The organism is Thalassotalea euphylliae, from assembly GCF_003390375.1.
In the GTDB taxonomy this organism is placed as follows: Bacteria; Pseudomonadota; Gammaproteobacteria; order Enterobacterales; family Alteromonadaceae; genus Thalassotalea_F; species Thalassotalea_F euphylliae_A.
Window position 1 is genome coordinate 3,478,511 of the sequence record NZ_QUOT01000001.1, and the last position, 21,566, is coordinate 3,500,076.

Annotated in this window: 16 protein-coding genes; 9 read left to right on the plus strand and 7 right to left on the minus strand. The window is 40.9% G+C overall.

Annotation, left to right across the window (positions count from 1 at the left end):
- The first annotated feature begins 19 nt into the window (after window positions 1-19).
- A complete protein-coding gene (locus tag DXX94_RS15265) occupies window positions 20-802 on the plus strand; it encodes a M48 family metallopeptidase (protein ID WP_116017197.1) in 783 nt (260 codons plus the stop codon).
- A gap of 111 nt (window positions 803-913) precedes the next feature.
- On the opposite strand, the gene DXX94_RS15270 is transcribed toward DXX94_RS15265, so the two are convergent.
- From DXX94_RS15270 to DXX94_RS15305, 7 genes are all read right to left on the minus strand, one after another.
- A complete protein-coding gene (locus DXX94_RS15270; protein WP_181901572.1) occupies window positions 914-3,106 on the minus strand; it encodes an AAA family ATPase in 2,193 nt (730 codons plus the stop codon).
- A complete protein-coding gene (locus DXX94_RS15275; RefSeq protein ID WP_116017201.1) occupies window positions 3,075-3,536 on the minus strand; it encodes a hypothetical protein in 462 nt (153 codons plus the stop codon). Before DXX94_RS15275 ends, DXX94_RS15270 begins: the two co-directional genes overlap by 32 nt.
- Complete coding sequence (locus DXX94_RS15280; protein ID WP_116017203.1) at window positions 3,529-4,176, minus strand: hypothetical protein; 648 nt, start codon at window positions 4,174-4,176, stop codon at window positions 3,529-3,531. Before DXX94_RS15280 ends, DXX94_RS15275 begins: the two co-directional genes overlap by 8 nt.
- Entirely contained in the window at window positions 4,169-7,255 is a 3,087-nt protein-coding gene (locus DXX94_RS15285; RefSeq protein ID WP_116017205.1) for a hypothetical protein, read from the minus strand. Before DXX94_RS15285 ends, DXX94_RS15280 begins: the two co-directional genes overlap by 8 nt.
- Entirely contained in the window at window positions 7,255-8,646 is a 1,392-nt protein-coding gene (locus DXX94_RS15290) for a tyrosine-type recombinase/integrase (RefSeq protein ID WP_116017206.1), read from the minus strand. Before DXX94_RS15290 ends, DXX94_RS15285 begins: the two co-directional genes overlap by 1 nt.
- An 858-nt stretch (window positions 8,647-9,504) precedes the next feature.
- Entirely contained in the window at window positions 9,505-11,070 is a 1,566-nt protein-coding gene (locus DXX94_RS15300; RefSeq protein ID WP_116017208.1) for a sensor histidine kinase, read from the minus strand.
- Window positions 11,034-11,585 carry a heme NO-binding domain-containing protein gene (locus DXX94_RS15305; RefSeq protein ID WP_116001213.1) on the minus strand — a complete coding sequence of 184 codons (552 nt, stop codon included), beginning with the start codon at window positions 11,583-11,585 and terminating at the stop codon, window positions 11,034-11,036. Before DXX94_RS15305 ends, DXX94_RS15300 begins: the two co-directional genes overlap by 37 nt.
- A gap of 415 nt (window positions 11,586-12,000) precedes the next feature.
- Here DXX94_RS15305 and DXX94_RS15310 point away from each other — a divergent pair, with 415 nt between their 5' ends.
- From DXX94_RS15310 to DXX94_RS15345, 8 genes are all read left to right on the plus strand, one after another.
- On the plus strand, window positions 12,001-14,067 hold the full coding sequence (locus DXX94_RS15310; RefSeq protein ID WP_181901573.1) for an LruC domain-containing protein: 2,067 nt from the start codon (window positions 12,001-12,003) through the stop codon (window positions 14,065-14,067).
- A gap of 105 nt (window positions 14,068-14,172) precedes the next feature.
- On the plus strand, window positions 14,173-14,808 hold the full coding sequence (locus tag DXX94_RS15315) for a hypothetical protein (protein ID WP_116017211.1): 636 nt from the start codon (window positions 14,173-14,175) through the stop codon (window positions 14,806-14,808).
- A 382-nt stretch (window positions 14,809-15,190) separates the two neighbouring features.
- Window positions 15,191-15,685 (plus strand): hypothetical protein, encoded by a 495-nt coding sequence (locus tag DXX94_RS15320; protein WP_116017212.1) that lies wholly within the window; start codon window positions 15,191-15,193, stop codon window positions 15,683-15,685.
- A gap of 1 nt (window position 15,686) precedes the next feature.
- Entirely contained in the window at window positions 15,687-17,216 is a 1,530-nt protein-coding gene (locus tag DXX94_RS15325; RefSeq protein WP_116017214.1) for a GumC family protein, read from the plus strand.
- Window positions 17,213-18,304 carry a glycosyltransferase gene (locus tag DXX94_RS15330; protein ID WP_116017216.1) on the plus strand — a complete coding sequence of 364 codons (1,092 nt, stop codon included), beginning with the start codon at window positions 17,213-17,215 and terminating at the stop codon, window positions 18,302-18,304. The genes DXX94_RS15325 and DXX94_RS15330 overlap by 4 nt, the downstream gene beginning before the upstream one ends.
- Complete coding sequence (locus DXX94_RS15335) at window positions 18,301-19,545, plus strand: glycosyltransferase family 2 protein (protein WP_116017218.1); 1,245 nt, start codon at window positions 18,301-18,303, stop codon at window positions 19,543-19,545. The genes DXX94_RS15330 and DXX94_RS15335 overlap by 4 nt, the downstream gene beginning before the upstream one ends.
- Before the next feature lie 101 nt (window positions 19,546-19,646).
- On the plus strand, window positions 19,647-20,288 hold the full coding sequence (locus DXX94_RS15340; protein WP_116017220.1) for a sugar transferase: 642 nt from the start codon (window positions 19,647-19,649) through the stop codon (window positions 20,286-20,288).
- Between the two features lie 160 nt (window positions 20,289-20,448).
- Window positions 20,449-21,348, plus strand: a complete 900-nt coding sequence (locus DXX94_RS15345) for a gluconeogenesis factor YvcK family protein (RefSeq protein ID WP_116017222.1) — start codon at window positions 20,449-20,451, stop codon at window positions 21,346-21,348.
- Window positions 21,349-21,566: the final 218 nt, after the last annotated feature.

Sequence of the window (21,566 nt, forward strand, 5' to 3'; positions counted from 1 at the left end):
AGTGAAATTGTTGTTTTAAATGAGTGAAATAAACAAAACTACGCAAGAGCAAGGCGTATTTATGTACGGTGATGAGGTTATTAACTATGACATCATTCGCCGTACCTTTGAAAGAAATGATGCCAAGTCAAAGGCAAGAAAAGTCATCATCAAAGTGCACCCTGACCAACGTGTAGTTGCAACTGTACCGCATGACGCGACACCGGAATCTATTCGAGAGGCAATGCTAAAGCGTGCTCGATGGATCTGGGAAAGCATTAGTGAGTTTTCAGCTCAACATGAGTATGTAATGCCACGGCAATACATTAGCGGTGAAACCCAGTTTTATCTTGGTAGACGCTATGTTTTAAAGGTGATTGTTGACGGTGAACAAGTACCAAATGTGAAGCTTCATCGAGGAAAATTAACCGTCACCCTCAAAAAAGATAGTGATGATCGGGTGGTTAAAATTAAAGCACTTTTGAATAAGTGGTACACCCGTCGGGCCGACGCTATTTATCATGAGAGGTTACAAGCAATGTTACCCAAAGCGTCATGGGTAACTGGCTTGCCGCGCTTTCGAATAATGACGATGAAAAAACAATGGGGAAGCTGCTCAACAAAAGGCAACTTGATGCTAAACCCCCACCTTGTTAAAGCCCCAAAAGAATGCATTGATTACGTAATTTTGCACGAGCTTTGCCACATCGCTGAACATAATCACAGCGACAAGTTCTGGCGCTTGCTAACGCAAGTGATGCCTAATTGGAAGGAAGTAAAAGCTAAGTTAGATGACATGGCAGAACTTTATTTGAATGAATGACAAGATAAGGAATTAATATGAATAATCATCCTTAGAAAGAAGAGTAAAGGCGCTAGGAATTCTTAAGTTAAATGTAAAAACATTGGAATGTATGCTGTTGCTAAATTGTGACTAAACCTGAAAAGGTGATTTTAATAATTCAAATCTATTTGGTTTTTTTACCGCATTAATTGCGACTTTCAGTTTACCTGCAACTAAAGTAAGTTTTCTTGAGCGAGTGATTGCAGTATAAAACATACTTCTATCTAAAAGTTTACTGCTTTCGATTGCGCAAACAACTGTTGTGTCGTACTCAGAACCTTGGGATTTGTGTGTTGATATTGCGTAGGCTAACTGTAGGCCAAGCTCCCATGCGGTTGATTTAGTAATTGATATTTCTTTGCCATCAAACACAATATTGCAGCATATTTCCCCGTGTTCTTCTGAGTAGTAAACCGAGCTAACAATACCTGTATTTCCGTTGTAAAGGTTTATGTCATACAAGTTCTGATTAACAATTACCCAATCATTTTTCATGATCTTTAACTTGCCTAGAGACATGAAAACTTCTTGATTAGTTTGAATATTGCTTTGTATGAAATTATTGATAAGTCTAGCGGAGTCTTTACGGGACTCAGTAACATGTGCAGTTACAACTTGAGCATTAGGCATCAGTTGCTTTACTTGCAACAATCTATTGAATAGCTGAGTTTGGTCGTCACAAGGCAACAGGTAGACACCTTCAGTTTCACCTCTCCATTCTTCAAGCTTATGTAAGTTGCCAGATCTAACCCCCATTGATACTTTGTGAAGCATTCCCGTGGCCTTTGTTCTGTGTACTTCCCTGAGTTTGATAATCTTTATTTTATCATTATCACTGTTAACTAAGCGGTGAAAGAAAAGTCCAACTCCTACGGGGGATAATTGTGCTCTGTCTCCCACCAGTAGCAAGGAGTAGTCGATATCTTTTAATGACTTTATTAGTCTGTAAATCAGCAGTATATCTACCATTGAAGCTTCATCAATTATAATCCTGACTTTTTCATTTTGAGCTAACTTTTTTCTTTTTACTTTTTCAATAAAGCTATGTATGGTAAATGCTTCTGCACCTTCACCAATAGATTGTTTTGCTCGTTCCTTAGCTTTTCCTGCAAGAGCAAGAACATAGCTCGTTTCGGGTTTCGAAACGGAAACTACACCTTCCAAAATGGTAGTTTTTCCGGTGCCGCCATAGCCATCGATTATTACTAACCTGTTAGTAACAGCCCCTTTAATAGCTTCCAATTGTGCGTTTGTTAAATAGAACCCATCTCTTGTGTAAATTTCTTCTTTGAACACATCGATTGAAGAATTTACATCAATAAAAATGTCTTCTTGTGAAGGATGTTCAAGTAATGAGCGTATTTCCTTTTCGACTTCATATTCGATATAGCCAATCGAAGAAAGTTGGTAGTATTTGATCCCCTTATAAGTAACATGACAAATTGCTTTTTTCTTGAGTGCAGCCTTTAAAGCATTTATCGCTGTATCATAAGACCCAAGCTCTTTTTCCAAATAGGCTACAATGTCTTCTCTTCTGCAAGCGGTATGAGCCATACCTAATTGTTCATAGAGACAGTATTCAACTAGACCAATTAGCCGCTTTGGATCGTCTTGTTCTATTCCTAGTTTTGCTGCCGTTCTTTCAATGCTGTGCCAAATATTGGGAGCGATATCATAAAAAGCGACTAGAGAATACGGATTGGACTCTAGACGAGATACTGTATTGTAGCCACAGACCTTAAGTAAAGGCTTTGCAACGCTCAATGGAATACTATTTTCTTTCAAAAATTGAAGTGTTTCGAAGTGGTTTTTCAGGGCTTGCCAATTTCGGCAAAGCAATTTTGCAATGTGTTCGCTAAGCAGGTCAGTTAAGTGCTGCCATTTATTGTTATTGAGCAGTGTAATTAATGCTTCAGCACCAATTCCATGCTCGCCTAGTAGCTTGTCTATTTTAGCTTTACCCAGACCAAAGCCCCTGAACCTATGGTGTTTTAGAAGATGCCATCGTAATAGCTCTTTAGTTAAAACAGATTTGATTTCGATAGGGTGACATTCTGTTAAGTCGATATAGTTATTGTATTCATCGCTATTTACTTTCTGACCTGTTATTTCCCATACTTCCCCCGTAGCAGGTGAGCGTGTCGCAATTTGATACGGAACCTTACAAACTAGAGTTTTTCCGCCTTGAATAGGTTTTCCTGAAAATATATATCCACCGTAAGAGCCTAAACTTACAGAGGTGACTCTAATCTTATGGTTCAGCATAACTGAACGACCTTCCATTTTCAGACATTTCTTTATAGCGCTCATCAGATTCTTGTTGAATATTGGACACTTTGAACTCTAATTCTTCTACTTGCGCTCGCAACTTCTCAATCTCTGCTGTGGCTTGCTCTAAGGACTTCAATAATCTGCTATTTTCTTTTTTAACTTTTTCAGAAATATCGTTTAGAAGTGATTCTGGATTTTTAGGTGTATTTTGGCTTGTACCAACGGTTTTAGCATCTTCTTGAATAATTTGAGATAACTTTTTATTGGTATTTCCCATTATTTTATTAGTGTTTTCACTAAACCATTGTCTACGATTTCCACATTCTTTTGCCACGATAGTGAAGTTAATATCACCAAAGTTATTGCAAGGAAACTTTTCACCAGAGCTTTTGAGGGTAGTTACATAGGCTTGATAACGTTCAAATGGCGTTTTTTTAGTCATTTACGTTACCTATATGTTTAAAGTAGGTTTTTGCAAATTGAGAAGGCAACTTCCCGTGTAAATCATCAGCCATGTTGATGATGGTGTTGTTCTCTTTGTCTATAACAACAATGCCTTCGGTAGCTTTGACCAAAAAGTCAATTACACAGATGAGATCATCTAAGTCTTGTTTTAATTCTTGCAAAGAATTACTGTTTTCTATGCTTGTAGAGCTAAGTTTGGCTTCTCCAATTGCCTTAATTAAGGCTTCATTCTGTAAGGTTAAGTTGCTTATTTCGCGCTCAAGTTCTTCCCTTTTTTCCATATCAGAAAAGCTATTAAGTGCCTTAGCTTTTATTTTATCTAAATCGCTATGCTGGTCATCACCATAGTGGAGATAATAGATTGGCCCAAGCTCATTCCAATAAGGACTGTTAGCAATTGTGCGCCTAGAGATTACTTTCATATTTACTGGAAGATCTTCATTGAAAACCTCCGCACACATTTCTTGAAACTTAGTTTTATTTTTGAAATGTATGAGATCCAAGTAAGACTTCATTTTTGGTATGACAATTTCTTGTATTCTTTGAAGCCGAGCCTGTATTCTAGCTTCTTGAGAGGTCTTGAAGCGATTTTCTCCTTTTTTTGCTCCTTTAGTCATTACATTCTCCTTTGATGCTACTAGGGAGGCTTATAGTGTGCTGTAAGGTGTCTGGAATTACAGCTTTTTGCTCTTCTAAAGCTTTTGGCAATTGATTAACACTGATCCCCGTAATATCACATATTCCTTTAATGATACCTTTAAATTCGGATATTAAGTTTTTTCCAGTTGGGATATCAGATATTAGTTTTTGAAATTGCCCAGACTGCACAAGTATTTTATTGCGGAACAGTGAAACTTTTGCTCTTAATTGAGGAGTTAAAAACTCTTCACTATTAAGTGCCTCTTCAATTCGAACTAAGGTATTTGTCAACTCGTTGGAAGATTTCATCGACTGGAGTTTTTTCGTTAGAAATTCTGGTTTAGCGACTAGCCACTTGTCTTTGTGCTCCAAGCTATGGGCCATCTGTTCAAGACATGTAGCAGTAACGGTCCAAGCAGAAATTTCATTTGCATAAAACTTTTTGAGAGCAATCTCTCCTCGATATATGGATAGATCAGAGTTGGATTCTTTAGCTGAACTGATTATTTCCTCTAGTTCGGCAGATTTATCAGCGTATGCTCTTATTTTTGCCGCAATAGCTGGCAGATGATCTACTGTTTTCAAAGCATATGGACAACTACCGCAATTTTTGAATTCCTTTAATTCTGTATTTTCAATGTCAGAGGGGCATTTATTAGTAAAGGGGCACATATGTGTTGAGTTAAACGCAATGATTTCATGAACATCTTTATTTTCTCTAATATCATCCATAACTTTATTCAGTCCACTTTTTATTCCCGTGCCAAATGAAATTCCACCGAAGTCTTTTAATGCACCTAAAGGATCTGTTTTCATTGCGCTGGTTAGCGCAGAGTGATCACTTTTCGCATCAATAAACATAGGGCTTATAAAGTCTTTAAATTCTTCGTCTTGAGCTTTTTGTTGGTTATCTACCCAACTTTCATTTAGTTTGGCGTAGTAAAGGACATGCGCGTCATTTGAATGGCCTGTTATTCTTTGAATCACACTTGGAGGAAGCATTGTAATATTATCTGTTACTACCTGAGATCGCATACTGTGAGGTGTGTAATTTGTAGAAGTAGTTCTCCATTTTTTCATACACCCTTCAAGGCTGTCACAGTCGCTAATATCTAGTGGTGACACATATCCTATTTGCTTATAAAACCATGAAAAACCGATTAAGAAATTTTTAAAGTGTCTTCTGAAAGTATCGTCACTGACTACAGAAAAGTTGTCAGAAGTTGTGCTTGCACTATTTGCTGTAGCAAATAGTGGAGTAATGTCTTCAAACTCTGAGTTTTCAAAGTGGTCATAAGGTATTGGGCAGTCTTTCCCTGTGAGATATTTATTCCGCCATCTTAATTGCCTGTCGAGTATTCCTATGACAGATTCGGGTACATCGGCTACCCATGCCCCATGTGATTTATCTGTATTCACATATAGTTTGCTGGGCACGTATGATCTCTCTTGAAAGTCTACTCTTTCAACTTTTTCATCGTACAGGTTTTTGTCCAGCCACCTGAGATGCATATGGCGTATTCCTGTTTCAGCCATAACTACAGCTAGGTGAATAAAGTGAAGCATAAGTGACGTTTGGGTTAATTGACTATCTTTTGAATTATGTCCAAAAAGAGGGGAAACAAACTGCCTAGGAATCCTATCTATTGGCTTATATTGACCTTCAATATAAACCAAGGGCTGAAACCCTGTCGAGGCAGGTTCAATGCTTTGTAAATCGTTATTACCCTTTGTTAAAAAACTATCTTTATTGTCATAGCTTTCACTAATAAACCAAAGCCACTCAGCAATACCATACAAATAAGATAAAAATGCAGCGAAAACGTCTTCGTCAACGACTTCTTTGTTGGTTCCTTTCTGCCTACCAACGATTGGCAGATCTAATTTCTTTGAAATGGGATTTGAAAAACCTTGTTCAATTAGTGATACGTAGTCGAAAAAATCACTAACTTTACTGAACTGCTCTCGATAATGTTCTTTTCCTACACCATTTTTAAGAGCTTCTTTAATCAAGCCAATGTGGGCTTCTCTATTGATATCACGAATTAATGGTACTGGTAGTTCTTGTGCAATGAGCTTTTTTAAAACTTTACCGATAGCGAGAGAGTACGAGTAATACGATTTAGTCCCTTTATCGTACAGTTGTTTAACAAAGTCATTGCTAATCGTTGCCCAATTTTCAATATTAGGGTTAGACTCGATGACAAGTGGAGGAAAGTGTTCAACTGATAAATCAGGTGATGTCTTGTAACTAGTTTTACCAAAAGCTCCACCAGAGGACTTATCATAAACATCAGCAATGGTATATCGAACTTTGTCTGGCAACATGTCTATAAGAGCTATGTACCAGTCCACAGTTCTTGGCGTTTTTTGTTTGGGGGAGTTATTCATAAGGCTGAGAAGATCTGGTGTTATATCCTCAACTACCCATGCTGCACAGGCTCTAATATATCTATGTGCATACCAGTTTAAGTTTGTAAGGGATTTTTCACTGATATATTCCGTAATATTTTGACTTTTTAACTCTGAACAAAATGGCGAGCGAATATACCTTAACAACTCAGGGTAAGCATCAAAAGCCCATTCATACTGTTGTCCTTGACTATTGCGTAGAGTTGGAAGTGGACTAAATGAAACGGGAATAAGCAATAATTTTGAAACCCAGCAACAATGTATAAATAGCTGAAGATCTCGCTTTAATGCTCTTGCATGGTTTTGCGTTATAGGTTTATGTTTGGCTTCTTGAGGTAAGAATTTGACTACCTCAACACGTACTTGCTTATAATTGGACTTTGATAACTCAAATATACCTTCTATCCATTTTTTGTCAGTTTGTGTAGCTCTAATATCACCAAAAAACTTAAACAATGATAAGCGAGGTAGGGCTGCTCTTGCACTTTCATTTTCAATGTCATGTTGAGTAAGGTTATTAGCGTTTAAATCTTTCTTTATGCACTCCATTGCCAGGTTTAATGCTTTGATAGCTCTGTCACCAACTTCATTATCATGGCAAATAAACTGTAAGTTTTCAGTAGTGTTATAAATCGGGAACTCCATTAAAGATCCTCTAGTTTATTTTCTAGCATTTTCATTTGCTTTGTATAGTATTGGGATAAGAGTTGCTTAGGTGTTATCCCTTTTTTTCTAACATATGAATTTGCTGAAGCTATAACAAACTCTATTAAATCAATATCTTCTCTAGCATATACTTCTGTAGAAGATATTTGTGCATGACCCATTAATATTTTGACAAAACCTAGCGGCATTCCTTGTTCACCTGTAGGTTCTCCTTTACTGTTAACTATTGGAAGATAGTTGTAGACATAAAAACCATATAAGTGCCTTAAGCCATGCAAGTTGTGTTTGCCTAAACCCTCATCTACTGCTCTTAAATATCTTTTAAAGGTTTTGGATCTTTCAGACCTGTCGGCAGCGAAAAATGGTCTGCCATTAAATTTTTGAAAGAGATATCTATGATTAACATTCGTTTTGTAATGAGTGCTTATATATGTCTCTAATAAGCCCCAGAATATATGTGCGAAAGGCTGGATCAAGAATGTTTTTTCAGTCACTCTTCCTTTCCAAGAAAGACACTCTTCTTCTTTTTCAGTTAGTCCAATTTGAGTGCGAGTAAATGGGTTAACGATTCTTATTTCTCTTTTATCAAAATCAATATCATCAACGGTAATTTGTAAGCACTCAGACTGTCTCACTCCTGAGGCTGCTAAAAAAGAGTACATCAGCAGATCTCTAACTACGGAAAACTTATCAAAATGCTGTTCATTCAAATGATGAGTAAAAAAGTCAATGCTGCTATTAGCAGGGATCGCTCTCCTGTATGCCTTTTCTTTATTATTGTCTGAACCATTTTTATTCGCTCTTTTACTTGCTTTAGGGAAGAGCTTCTTTTTAATTTTGGGTTTAGATGCGGACAGTAATTTAGTGGTTGCATAGAGCCAAGAGTTTTTCTTCATCTTAGCTTTTTGTTTTGTGGAAATTTCAGAGGTGTATGTCAGAAAATCAAAGTGCTCTTCTTGAACATTATTAAATAACTGCATTTCCATGAAGTAGTTAAGTGCGGATTCAATTCCTTGCGAAATACTTACATAGCTTGTGTTTTTTGTCTTGTTTAGGTTTTTGGCGACTTGCTTTAACAGCTCATCTTCATTATGTTTCCCCTTGATTAAAAACTTTTCATAATTTGCAAATAGGCGGCTTGCATCAATATCCATCTGTTTTTCAATAGCTACAGCTTGGTATTCATAGAGGAAGTCGAGAAATCTACTAACATGCTCAGCATATTGCTTTGTTGTGGTTGTTGCACCTTCCTTATCTAGCAACATCCTTACATAAGCCTCAAATGGCTCGTAATACTCTGAGGTATGTACATTCATCAATGCCATTCCATCAGAAAGCAATCTCCCCTTAATCCTTACAAAATTTTTCATTTAATAATGACGCCTTCCAAGTACAACCGAAAAATCAAATGCAACCATAGCTAGGTTATAATTAAAATATTCAAAAGTGTCAAGGAGGATTATTTTACTTGGACGATGAGTGTTTGTATTGATAGGAAAGGAGAATTTAGTTGTGGAAGGAAAGATGGTGGCCCGTCCGTGACTTGAACACGGGACCTACCGATTCGGCTATTCCATTGTTTTCACAATGGGCTGGACTATATCATCACCCTCGTTATAAACGGTGGGGTGTCGGACGCTAATGGTGTATTACGTAACAAGTTCGTGTTACTCCACCTAGTCTCTGAACCTTCCTGATACGCTTATCAGGCTTGGCTGCTGATTGGCATGTTTATTTAGATAAACGAAGCTTTCCAGCAATTCATCCGATTTTTCCATATAACATTACTGCTAAAGGTCACAATAATTTATGAGTCGGGTGCTCTAACCAACTGAGCTAACGGGCCATCTTTTCTTTATTTTCCATATACCTATTTTTTATACTAGCTAAGTATATCAAACTAGTCTTTTCAAGCTGTTTGAATGCTACCATTCAGTAGTTCCAAATACAACCCTTAACTTAACCCCACATAAGAACTGGGGACCTACCGATTATGAGTCGGGTGCTCTAACCAACTGAGCTAAAGGGCCATTTTTTGTTTTGCTTGGTGACTTAGAGTAAAGTCTCCGAAATAAGCGGGGGCAGTATAAGCATTTTTACTTTTATTGTCACCCGCGTGATAACAAAAAATTAGTGGATAGCATTCAATAGCTTAATTCTTGTTCGTTTTGTTGGCGGTCACCATTTCTGAAAGGGTTTAACTTTGGCAATCGCTTTTGAATAAAGTGTTAACTACTCGCCATTAGATCTTTGTTCTCATACGCATTCATTTGTGCTAATTGCTGCTCAGCGATTGGGAATTTCAGTTCAAAGCGGGTCCCTTTACCTATTTCCGACTGTACTGTTATTTTCCCTCTGTGATGTTCAATAATGGCATAGGATACTGATAAGCCAAGCCCAGTCCCTTTTCCTTCTGGTTTTGTTGTGTAAAAGGGTTCAAACAGTTTCTTTTGGGTCGTTTTATCCATACCGCAACCATTGTCAGTGACGCTGACGTTCACAGTGTCTTGAAACCAAGAGCGAACGGTAATTTTGCCGCTATCTTCTATTGCGTGCAGTGCATTGACGATTAAATTAATAAACACCTGTTGAAGCTCGCCTTTGTGTCCCATTACCTCTGGTAAATTTTCGTCGAGTTCAACTACCATTTCACACGTGTGTTTAATATTGTTCCAAGTGATTTTAATGCTTTCCTGTAGCACTTGATTGAGAGAGACCTTAGCGATTTTAGTGCTGTCTTCTTTGCGAGCAAATGAGTTTAGGCTACTGACAATTTCGGCAACGCGGTCAACACCATCCAAACATGAACTAATGAGCTCTGCTACGTCTTGCTTTGCGAAGTCTAATTCATCGTCTACTGCAATATGTGGCCTCGCTTCGTTAATCGCTTTTTTAAATAATGTAATGTAGTCGCTTAGCACCGATAGGTTGCTTTTCACGTAACCTATTGGGTTATTTATCTCGTGCGCGATACCTGCTGCAAGTTGGCCAATAGAAGCCATTTTTTCACTGTGGATCAGTTGGTGCTGCACTGAGCTCAGTTTATGAACGGCACGTTGTAAGCGTTGATAGTTCTTGGCGAGCTTCTCTTCTGTTGCACGTTTTTGTATTGCAGAAACAAATTGCTGACCGGCAGTATCTAACGTTTGCTTTACCTCTTTGCTGTAGCAATAGTGCGGTAGGTCGATAACTACCAAGTTTTTACGTTGTTTTAGTCGTTGGTAACTGAAAACCAATTGGTTTTCATGGTGAAATAAGTCGTGCAAGCTTGGCTCTAAGGAGGAGTTTTCAGCAATTCTTTGCCAATGGCTACTCCCCGCTTCTGTAGGTTCTAATTGATCATCAGTTTGTGAAGAATTTGCAGCTTGATTAAGTAAAGCTGTGATATCTATTCTATTGCTATATGGCTTGACGAGTTTATTGCTGTCTTTCTCTAATAAATAGGCGATGGCACGCTTTGGATTTTTATAATCGAACAAGAGCACCGTCGCCCCTTCAAGTAGCAATGATATTTCCTTTAAGAAATTCACCAACATTTCAGCGGTTGAGCCTGAGCTGGCATGATGGTTGGCAAGATTTGACAGTACCTTTAGCTGTACTTGACGGTTATTAGCTTGCTCAAGCGCACTGATCAGTTCTCGGTATGAGTCATACCTGTGCTGGTCCACGTTATCAAGTTTCGCCTCCAGCGCTTTTTTGGCGCTTCTTTCGTCTTTTAACGCATTTTCTAACAGTGAAACTTGTTTGGTTAGTTGGGCTAGCTTGGCTGCACTGTGGTCACTTTCATTAGGCAATGCTTGTCTCCTTGATGCGTGCAGCTTAAGTGCTCGATGGTTACTTTCTGATTGAAATGTTTGGCGGCGCCATAAATTAGCCCTTCAGCTAGAAAGCAAACCTGGCGATGAGAGGTGTACTTAATCAACAGTTCACTGTTGGAAACCGTATCGAGAATTAGTGAGGGCGTATAAGCGAGCGGGTCGGCTTTTTTCACTTCGATGTGAATAACGTTTTCAACGTGATCAAGAAACTCAAATACGTTAGTGCATTCACCAATATGATGTTTAGCGCTGCCTAGCAAGGTAGGAAACAAAAACTCGCCAAACTCGGTAAGAATGTCGCTAAGCGAAACATTGAGTAACTCAGCGCTGATGGTAAGCAGCTCAACAAATATTTTATCTTCATAAATATCTGTCGCGATAAAGCTGCTGGACTCAGCTAACTCACTTTTATCAACGATATCTAACCAAGTAAGCAGGCCGTGCGCTTGTTCAATGTACTCGCTGTAACCACAGAATATAGCTCCTTTCATCAAACGACTCCATTTCGCTTTCACATTAGCTCTGAGTTTAGTCTTTGTTTTTCAATCTGTTAACTTTTTTCGCTAAGTTTTTTGCGATGTTCTTTGTCAAGTTACCTTTGATTTTCCTCTTAAGTAAGACAAATGCTAAACCTAGCTTAGTTACTAAATATGATTACTATCGCAAAGACTAGTGTGCCTAACCATTCCATAAATATGTATTGCACTGTAGACGCTATTCGTCTTGCATTGCAAATTGCGACATGCGCTTTGTAAAACTTCTCGTTAAACAGTTAAGCTGCTGAATAATAAGTATAAAGTTATCTGGAATGTAATTTGCTCCTGTAGTGGTAACACATTGTAGAAGGGGTTAACTATGTTCAGAACAAGTTTGTCAAAGTATGGTTTGATACTGGGAACATTAATCATGAGTACCGGTTTATTGAGCGCTCCTGCAAAGGCTGATGCCTTTGCAACTTGTCCGTCAAAGGCATTTCTTGTGCAGCAAAGTGTTGCCAAGCTTTATGGGGTTAACTTAGTGACTGGCCAGTACTCGTTGTTTTCTGATGATTTAGGCACCAATAATAAAATCAACGGTGTCGGTTTTAGCTTTCACGATAATTATATCTATGGTTGGGGCTATGAGTGGGGCACTTTAGTGCGCATCGGTGATGACTACCAAGCAACGCCAATCAATATAACAAATAACCCTGGTGGGAATTTTTACGTTGGCGATGTCGCGCTAAGTGAAAACAGTTACTTTTTCTATAAAAAAGGTAGCGGCTTGTACAAGGTTCCACTAGATGAACAAGATGCTAATTACCTAGCTGCAGAGAAAGTAGCGAGTGCCAATGCATTGCCGCTAACCATTTTCGATTTAGCCTTTCATCCAAACAACTCTTTTGCTTATTCGGTCGATAACAAAGGTAGACTACACAAAATTGATGTTGCTTCTGGCACCAGTGAACAACTGGGTAATGTTGGGCAGTCAGGCACGTTTGGCGCTGTTTACTTTGATGTTGATGGAAACTTTTATATTAGCCGCAATAGTGATGGCCACATCTTTATTATTGATGTTGATGCTGCTGCCCCTCAAGCAGAGTTGTTTGCTTATGGTCCAAGCTCGTCAAACAATGATGGTGCCCGCTGTGCAACAGCGCCAATTGTTGATGATTCAGTTGCTCCGACTGTCGATTACGGTGATGCGCCAGATAGCTATCGCACCTCGCTTGCCAGTAATGGTGCTCGTCACAGCATTGGCGACAACTTTTTAGGCACTCGTGTTGACGGCGAACACAATGCCCACTTGTACCCAGCAAGTGATGATGCCACAGGTAGTAATGACGACGACGGTGTGGTGTTTATTACACCGCTAATTGGCGGTATGAGTGGCTTGTTGCAAGTAACGGCTACTGGTGGTGGCTACGTAAATATCTGGGTTGATTTTGATCAAGACGGTACCTTTGCCGAAAACGAAAAGCTACTTACCGATCACTATCTATACGACAGCAGCGAAACCTTTTTAGTAGAAGCCCCTTTTGAGGCTGTGCCAGGGTACACATGGGCGCGCGCTCGCTTAAGTGTTGAGCCGGGAATTGTCGCCTACGGCGGTGTTACCGACGGTGAGGTAGAAGACTACCGCGTGTACGTAACGAATCCGAATTTAAGTCAAATTAAGCACAACACTTACTTCATTGCTTTTGAAGACAACTGGCCTGAAATGGGTGACTACGACATGAACGATGTTGTGGTGAAACAAGACTCGTCGTTGCTAGTCAGTGCCAGCAATGAAGTGCACCAACTTGAGATAACTGGTGAAATGATGGCGTACGGTGCGGCGTACGCGAATGGCTTTGCAATTCAAATTGATAATGTCGCACCAAGCACCGTGAATCAAGCACTTGTGCGCTTTGAAATCAACGGTGTTGCACAAACCACATCACTGGTTGAAACAGGTACGGATTCGTTAGTACTAATGATATCTGACAATCTGAGTGATTATTTCAGCGCTCGCTCGGGCTGTAGTTTCTACAAAACGCAGTCAGGTTGTAACAACAGCGAGCAAATGAAGTTCAGCTTGCAAGTACCTTTTATTGCGCCAATTGCCTATGCGACCTTTCCGCAAGCGCCATTTAATCCCTTTGTGTTCGCTAAACCTGCTACCTACCACGGTGATTCGTTTTATCACCCTGGCCGTAGCATGGAAATTCACCTTAAAAACAAAATGCCAACCTCAAAAATGGATACCGGTTACTTTGGCTTAGCGTCAGATCGCAGTAACCTTGCTACTGGCCACACTTTTCAAACAGAAACTGGTCTGCCTTGGGCATTAGCGATTAACCCTGGCTCTTCACAAAACTGGCGCCATCCGCTGGAAAAAGTCGACTTGTTAGAGGCGTATCCAATGTTTAGAGACTACGTAACGAGCAGTGGCGCATCATCGAGTGACTGGTATCTAGAAAGCAAAGCCAAGTCTGCAAATGTCTACAAATAACGGTGCGTATCAATAGCAGTGCTTACAAATACCTTCACTTACTAAGACCTGTACTTATCAATACCAATACAGGTGAATCGTATTAAAGAAAAATTGGGGTAGATTATGAATACACAAAATAATTTAGCTAAGCCAAATCAAACGATTAAACCTAACCAAGCTTTTATGACAAACCAAGCTTTTTTCCCAAATCAATTAGGCAAGCTGGTGTTAGCTGCTCTGTTTTCAGCAGCGCTAATGGCATGCGGTGGTGGTGAAAGCGGCGAGAGTACTAACTCGCCAGTTCCGGCAACTACGCCGCCTGCGCCAGCGACACCGAGCGACAACAATACCAGTAGCGATGCTAGTAACGAGCAAACTGAGGCAGAAGCTGCTAATGAAGCGGCAGACACAACAGCGGAGTTAGTGAGTACGCCTGATTTTGATTTTTCAGGTAGTTTTGAGCTTGATGTTACCATTGCAGCTGCCCCAGCTGGCAGCACGCAGTATTACGTTAACATTTGCAGCGACTTTGAGCAGATAGAGGCAAAAGAAGGTGCTCCAGCGAGCTGGCAAGTCAACTATGACAGCTGCTTATTGCGCACCTTTATTACCGGACAAGCGCAAGTGTTCACCTTATCGTTAAGTGAGTCGCAAAGTGAATTAATCGCCCAAGTTTGGCCGATGGAAAATGGCGCGATACCGACGGATTTGTTCTGGCAAAAACAATCACAAAACAATGAGTGGTTAATTACTCTTTAACAGATACGCTAAACCACAGCCTCGTCTCGGCTATTTTGTTAACCATAAGATTAGGTCTACTGTTGGCGCTTAGACCTAATCTTCTTACCTACACCCATTTCAACAGCCTTAAGCTGACGCTGAATAAATTTCACTCGGCTAAAAGTAAACAGCCTAGGCTGTATTCGCATTCTGCTTTTATTGAAGACGCATTGCAAAATGCAAAATACGTTTAGTTTTTAATTCTTACAATAATCGTGAGTTCTTATTTAAAAGCTTATTAAAGTCAATAAAAACAACTGTTTGGTGGTTTTGTGACTGATTGGTACACAACTTGAAGTACTAATGCTAACCACTGGGGAAATAGCTTTTCCTCGTTAAATTGGAGTTAAAGGTTAGCAAGATGCAAGCAGTAAAAAAAATGACTTTAATCGCTATCGCAATGAGTGCCCAATTGGGGCTATCGGGCTGTGCATCTACTTTATTAATCAATGCGCTAAAGGAAGAAAAAACGACAGCTAACCAAGCGCCTGCAGTGAATCATCAAATGTTGCATGCCATTCAATCACTGCGCGCATTGCAATCGAATCAACCATCAGAGCAATCATCAGATCAAGCGGCGCGCAAGAGTGAGCTTATCACCTTTGATTATGGCTTACGTGACGCAGAGTTGAATGTGGTTGACCGCTTAAAACTGATGCAGCTTTTAAATGGAAAGCAACAGCTAACCGTGAGTATTGCGCCAGCTAAAGCCAATTCTTTATGGCAGCAGCTATCGCTTACTCACAAACGCGTTGCAGCATTACAAGCGATCGCAGCACAGCGCAATACAAAGCTTGTCATCGCTTTTCAACCATCGCTAGCTGATGACACCTTGCAGATAAAGGTGGAGGTGTAACATGAACACATCTGTCATCGTTAATATCCACTTAATCTTGGCGGCATTATGGCGTAGACGTTACCTAATTGTCGTGCCGTTAATTGTCATGCCGATCCTTGCCGTTGTCGTCAGTTTAATTACGCCACGCAATTGGCAAACACATACGACGATTCTGGTTCAGGAAAGTGCCAAGATGAACCCATTCTTGGAAGATTTATCGGTTTCTACCGATTTAGAAAATCGCATTACGGCCCTCGACACCTTATTACACAGTCGTCATATGTTGCTGAAAGTTGGTGAAGACTTGGGCGAATTAACTAATGAATCATCGCCGCTAGCACAAGAGGAATTTGTGAAGCGTGTATCGAGTTCGTTAAGTGTTCAGCTAGTAGGTAAAGACTTGGTGAAGTTAATTTACCGTAGTCAGCAGCCAGAAAATATTGACACAACCTTGCTGGCTATTCGTCATCGTTTTCTTGAGAAGTTATTGGCGCCAGAAATCTCGGCAATCGCGGCTTCGGAAACGTTTTTAAACGAACAATTGGCAATTACCAAAGTCGACCTGCAAAGCGCAGAGTTGAGCTTAGCGAAATTTAAACAACAACATGCTGAAAGTTTACCGCGTTTATATGGCAGAAATAGCAATCGCTTAGCGGAATTAATTGAGCTAATTGCAAAGCGCAAAATCGACCTGTCAGGGGCGATCGCCGCTAAGAAAACTATTCGCACACGGTTGGCGCAAGTTGACCCTGTTATGAGTGAAATAGAGCAGAGCATAGTCGATACCAAAGGTGAGTTGGCCATTCTACGGTCGCGTTACACCGATAAGCACAGCAAGGTGCAACGTGCACTGCGCAAACTAGCACAGCTACAAGATGAGCGTGCAATTCAAAGTAAAGCTTCATACCAGCTAGACGAACAAGCGCTAAGTCGTTTGTGGGAAGTGGCTAGCCAGATGCAGGCAGGTGATTTAGACAATCAGCAGCATCCATTATTAGTGTCTCAATTAAAAGAATTGCAGTCAGCCGACGGCAAAGTTGAGCAAATTCGCGAAGAGCTGGTTTCTATCGAGCAGCAAGCGCAGCAATTGCAATCAGCGATTGCTGGCACGGGTGATATGGAGCGTCAACTGCAAGAGCTAGAGCGAGATTTAGCGGTTAAACGCTCATTGTACGATGATTTGTTGTCACGCTTTGAAAAAGCAAAAATCACCGGCGCACTAGGGCGTTTTGAGCAACCTGAGCGCATCAAAATCATTGATGAACCTTACCAGCCGTCGATTCCAAACAATTTCCCGCTAGTCATATTTTTGCTGGCTGGCGTAGTTGGCGGTTTGGCGCTTGGCACAGGTATGGCACTTTTTGCTGAACTCGCAGATACCTCTATTCGCGCTAAAAGACAGCTAGAGGCATTAACTCGCGTGCCAGTGCTCACACGAATTCCTAATTTATGTCCTTACAAATATTCGAAAACAAGTTTAGCTAACGAAACCTTATCAAATGAAAAGCTAAATAAAGTTTCGCAACAACAAGCAGGAGAGTCATTATGAAGCCTACGATCGTGCATGTGGTGCAACATCTTAAACCTGGCGGCATTGAAAATTTTGCCTTGGAGTTTCAACGCGCAGCCGCGCCATTTTATGATGTTCATATTATCGCGTTAGAGCGCAGTAATAGCCAAAGCATTAAAGGCAAGTATCACGGTTCAAGAAAGTTTATTCATGTTTTAAATAAACAACCGGGCTGGCGTCCTAGTTTAGTTGGCAAAATCAAAGAGCTGTTTGCTGAGATCAAGCCCATGTATGTGCACACGCATCATATCGGACCATTAATTTACGGTGGTTTAGCCGCTCGCATGCTTGGTATTGATTGCGTAATTCACACCGAGCACGACGCCTGGCATTTAAACCAACAAAAGCGCAGGTTGTTGCAAGAGCTATGTCTGAAACTAGTACGCCCAGTGCTAGTAGCAGATGCCGAATTTGTCGCCCAGCAGGTTAAAGCCCTGTTGCCGGCGGCTAAACCTTATGTGATCACTAACGGTGTTGACACCGATTACTTTAAGCCAAGTCCAAAGGCGAAATCTTTGCTGAAAGAGCAAGCAGATTTACCTAGTGAGTTAAGATTTATTGGCTGTGCGGCGCGTTTAGAACCAGTGAAGTCGCACCATCTATTAATCGATGCGCTGACGCAATTGCCACAAGATGTTGGTTTGTTAATTGCGGGCTCTGGCAGTTTAGAACAAACCCTAAAGCAGCAGGTTAAGCGTTTAAAATTAGACAATCGCGTGTTTTTCCTCGGTCACTTAGATGACATGCGCAGCTTTTACCAATTGTTAGATGTGTTTTGCCTGTCGTCGAGTAATGAGGGTTTGCCATTAGCGCCACTTGAAGCCCAGGCGTGCAATGTGCCAGTGGTACTCACCAATGTTGGCGGATGTAAAGAAGCTATTTGCGAACGCACGGGGAAAGTTGTTGAGCCAAACAATGTGCAAAAGCTGGCAAACGCACTAAAACAGCGACTGACCCAACCGTTACAAAAATCACCGCGTTTGTTTGTCGAGCAAAAACGCTCGATTAAATCCATGATCAAACAATATGTCGCGTTAACGCAACCAAGCCTTAGGGGGAAAGTATGAGCTATTTCACTTTTACCATGATGTTAGCAGCATTGTTCGTATTGGCGATATTTCTGGTGATTTATCATCATGTGTTTTACCCAGTATTACTTAGCCTATTGGCAAAGCATAAACGCTCTCCTTTGCGTGAAATTGCTACTCGCCATTATGTGCAAAGTGGTGAAGATAAAAGTATGCGCCGTTTTTCTATCGTGATCCCAGCGTATAACGAAGCTGCCTTTATTGCGGATAAAGTCAGGAATTTAGGTTGTTTGGATTACCCTAGCGATCGCTTTGAACTGATTTTATTGTGTGATGGTTGCCGCGATGAAACCTATCGCTTAGCCACGGAAGCGTTAGCTGAATTAGGCTTAGAAGAGCTTGACTATCAAGTGGTTAACTTTGATGTGAACCGCGGCAAAGTGGCAGTGCTTAAAGACGGTGTTAAACGCGCTAAACATGAATATATCGTGTTTTCTGATGTTTCAGCATTACTGCCAGTAAATGCTTTGTTAATGCTCGATACTAATTTTCAAGATGCTAGCGTAGGTGCGGTTTCAGGCGGTTATTGTTTTGCCAATAAAGGCTCTGTTGGTGAGCAAAAGTATTGGCAATATCAACGCCAAGTGCGCGAGCGTGAAAGCTCAGTAGCGAGTGTTATTGGCGCGCACGGTGCATTTTATGCAATTCGCTCTGACTGTTTTGAAGACATTCCGGCCGATACCATCAACGATGATTTTCTAATCCCTATGCAGGTAATTAAACAAGGTTACCGTGTACTTTATGATTCACGCGTCTCGGCGATTGAGCTTGAGCAAGTTGAGTTGGCGCAAGATATGCAGAGACGTTTACGTATCGCGGCGGGTAACTTTCAACAAATGTTGATGCTAGCGTCGCTAATGAACCCGAAATACGGGTGGAATGCCGTGAACTTTATTTCCGGTAAAGTGCTAAGAGCGCTGATGCCTTTTATCTTGCTTTTTATATTGCTAAGCAATGTGCTACTGGTGGGGGTTTTAGGCTTGTTTGCAGACTCTGGCACCGAGCTAAATACAAATTGGCAATGGCTATTTCAGTTAACACTTGCGGGACAACTGGTGCTTTATTTAGGTGTAAGCCTGCTTAATATCAGCCGGAAAGTACCGGCAAGCGGCATCATAAAAATGATTTGTTACTTGGTAAACGGTTATTGGGTCGCATTAATCGGCTCAACTAAGTACATGCTAGGTTTACAAGCCAAAGTATGGTCAAAAATTGAGTAAACAGTCGTCACATTCGTTGGTAACAATAGATTCGTAAAAAATAGACTAGTAAAAAAAAGCTAGTAAAAATTCGTAAGAGTCGCAAAGCTTAGGAGTAGTATATGAACAAGCAAGTTTTTATCACCCCAGAAGTTAGTCAAGCAAAACGCGTATTTGATGTATTCGTCGCAGCCGTTGGCTTAGTGTTTAGCGCCCCATTTTTTGTGGTTATTGCCATAGCCATTAAGTTAACCAGCAAGGGGCCTGTGTTTTATCGCCAAGAACGTATTGGCGCGATTTCAACATCGGGCGCCCATCATTTTGAAATGATCAAGTTTCGCACCATGCGCGTTGATGCCGAAGCTGGTACAGGTGCGGTTTGGGCGAGTGCTAACGATAACCGCTTGACGCTTGTTGGCCGGTTTTTACGCAAGGTGCGTTTGGATGAGTTACCGCAGTTTATCAACGTACTACGCGGTGACATGTCAATTATTGGCCCGCGTCCAGAGCGTCCAGAAATTGCTAAAGAGCTGGAAGATAACATTCCATTTTACCTAGAACGTACTTATGGTGTTATTCCTGGCATCACGGGGTTAGCGCAAGTGAATCAAGGCTATGACACTTCACTTGCCGATGTGCGTTCAAAAATAGCGTATGACTTTGCTTATGCAATGTCGTTAACCTCAGTCGCTCGCTGGCTATACATGGATATTAAAATTATGGTGAAAACCCTGATGATTATGGTGCTAGGACGTGGGCAGTAATACGGATAGTAAGGAGAACAGTAAGTTAAATTGACAACAATCCCTGCAAGCGCATAAATTAAAGTTAACGACAGTTTCTGAACACTATGCCTTTTTAAGCTGACGTTAGTTAGCATTAGCGGGCGCTTTAGCTTTTGGGATATTATCTATATTTAATGACATGGATTTAGTTAACCTTACCTGTATCGGCGGTGGCCATGGCCTTGGTCACCTGCTCAGCGTCGTCAACACATTTGAACATTGTCACCTCACTGGCATAGTCTGTACTACAGACAATGGTGGTTCAACGGGGCGTTTACGTGAACATAGTGAAGGCATTGCATGGGGCGATATCCGCTACTGCTTGTCTAAACTCAGTGAATCAAGCTCAATAAAATCACTACTTTTTGAGTATCGCTTTGACAATGCGGGTGACTTATCAGGTCACAGCTTGGGTAACCTAATGTGCAGCGCGGTGGACTCACTCTGCTTGAGGCCGACCGATAGTGTGAAGGTGATGCGAGAATTCTTGGGGATTCAAGCGGATATTCTGCCGATGTCAGATCAGGCGACCCATTTAGTTGGCTACTTGAATTGTGGCGAAGAGCTTGTCGGCGAGCTGGCAGTTGATAACAAAGCTCAACTAGGGGTTGAACGCTTGGCACTGCGCCCTGCTGTAAGTGCCAGTGAAGAAGTACTTGCTGCAATTGCTAAAACTGATGTGCTACTGCTTGGCCCTGGTAGCTTTTATACAAGCGTTGTTCCAAGCTTACTTGTCGCAGGTGTCGTTGAAGCCATCAATGCGAACTCAAATATTCGCCTTTATTTTATTGCCAATGTAGCGCCTGAGTTTGAAACAGCGCAGGGCGAATTAAATAAACAAATGCAGTTTTTTGAAACGCTAGGTATTGGGCACAAAGTAATTTTTCTTATTCCTGAGCAAAGAATGGCAGAAGTCTCACCAACAACTCAAGAGGTGCAGGGTAAGGTTCACCCCGTTTCCGTTTCAAGCGATAGCTTAGGTAGGCACAATGCCAGAGAATTAAAACAATTGCTGGCGCCGTTAATACAAGCTCTTTAGTTGATTTTACTTCACCCCTAACTCTCCAATTATAGAATTCTACAGGCCGCTAAAATCTTGGGCCTTTTTCTTATACTGCTTTCAATGCCCACTGTTCTTGAGCTTCTTGTCTAGTCTCAAGTTCCTAATTTCTAGTTACTAACTTTGAACTTTCGCGATTTGCATTCTGCAATTCAAGTTGCAGGTATTTGCAAAAACCTACATTGCCCAAAGAAGGT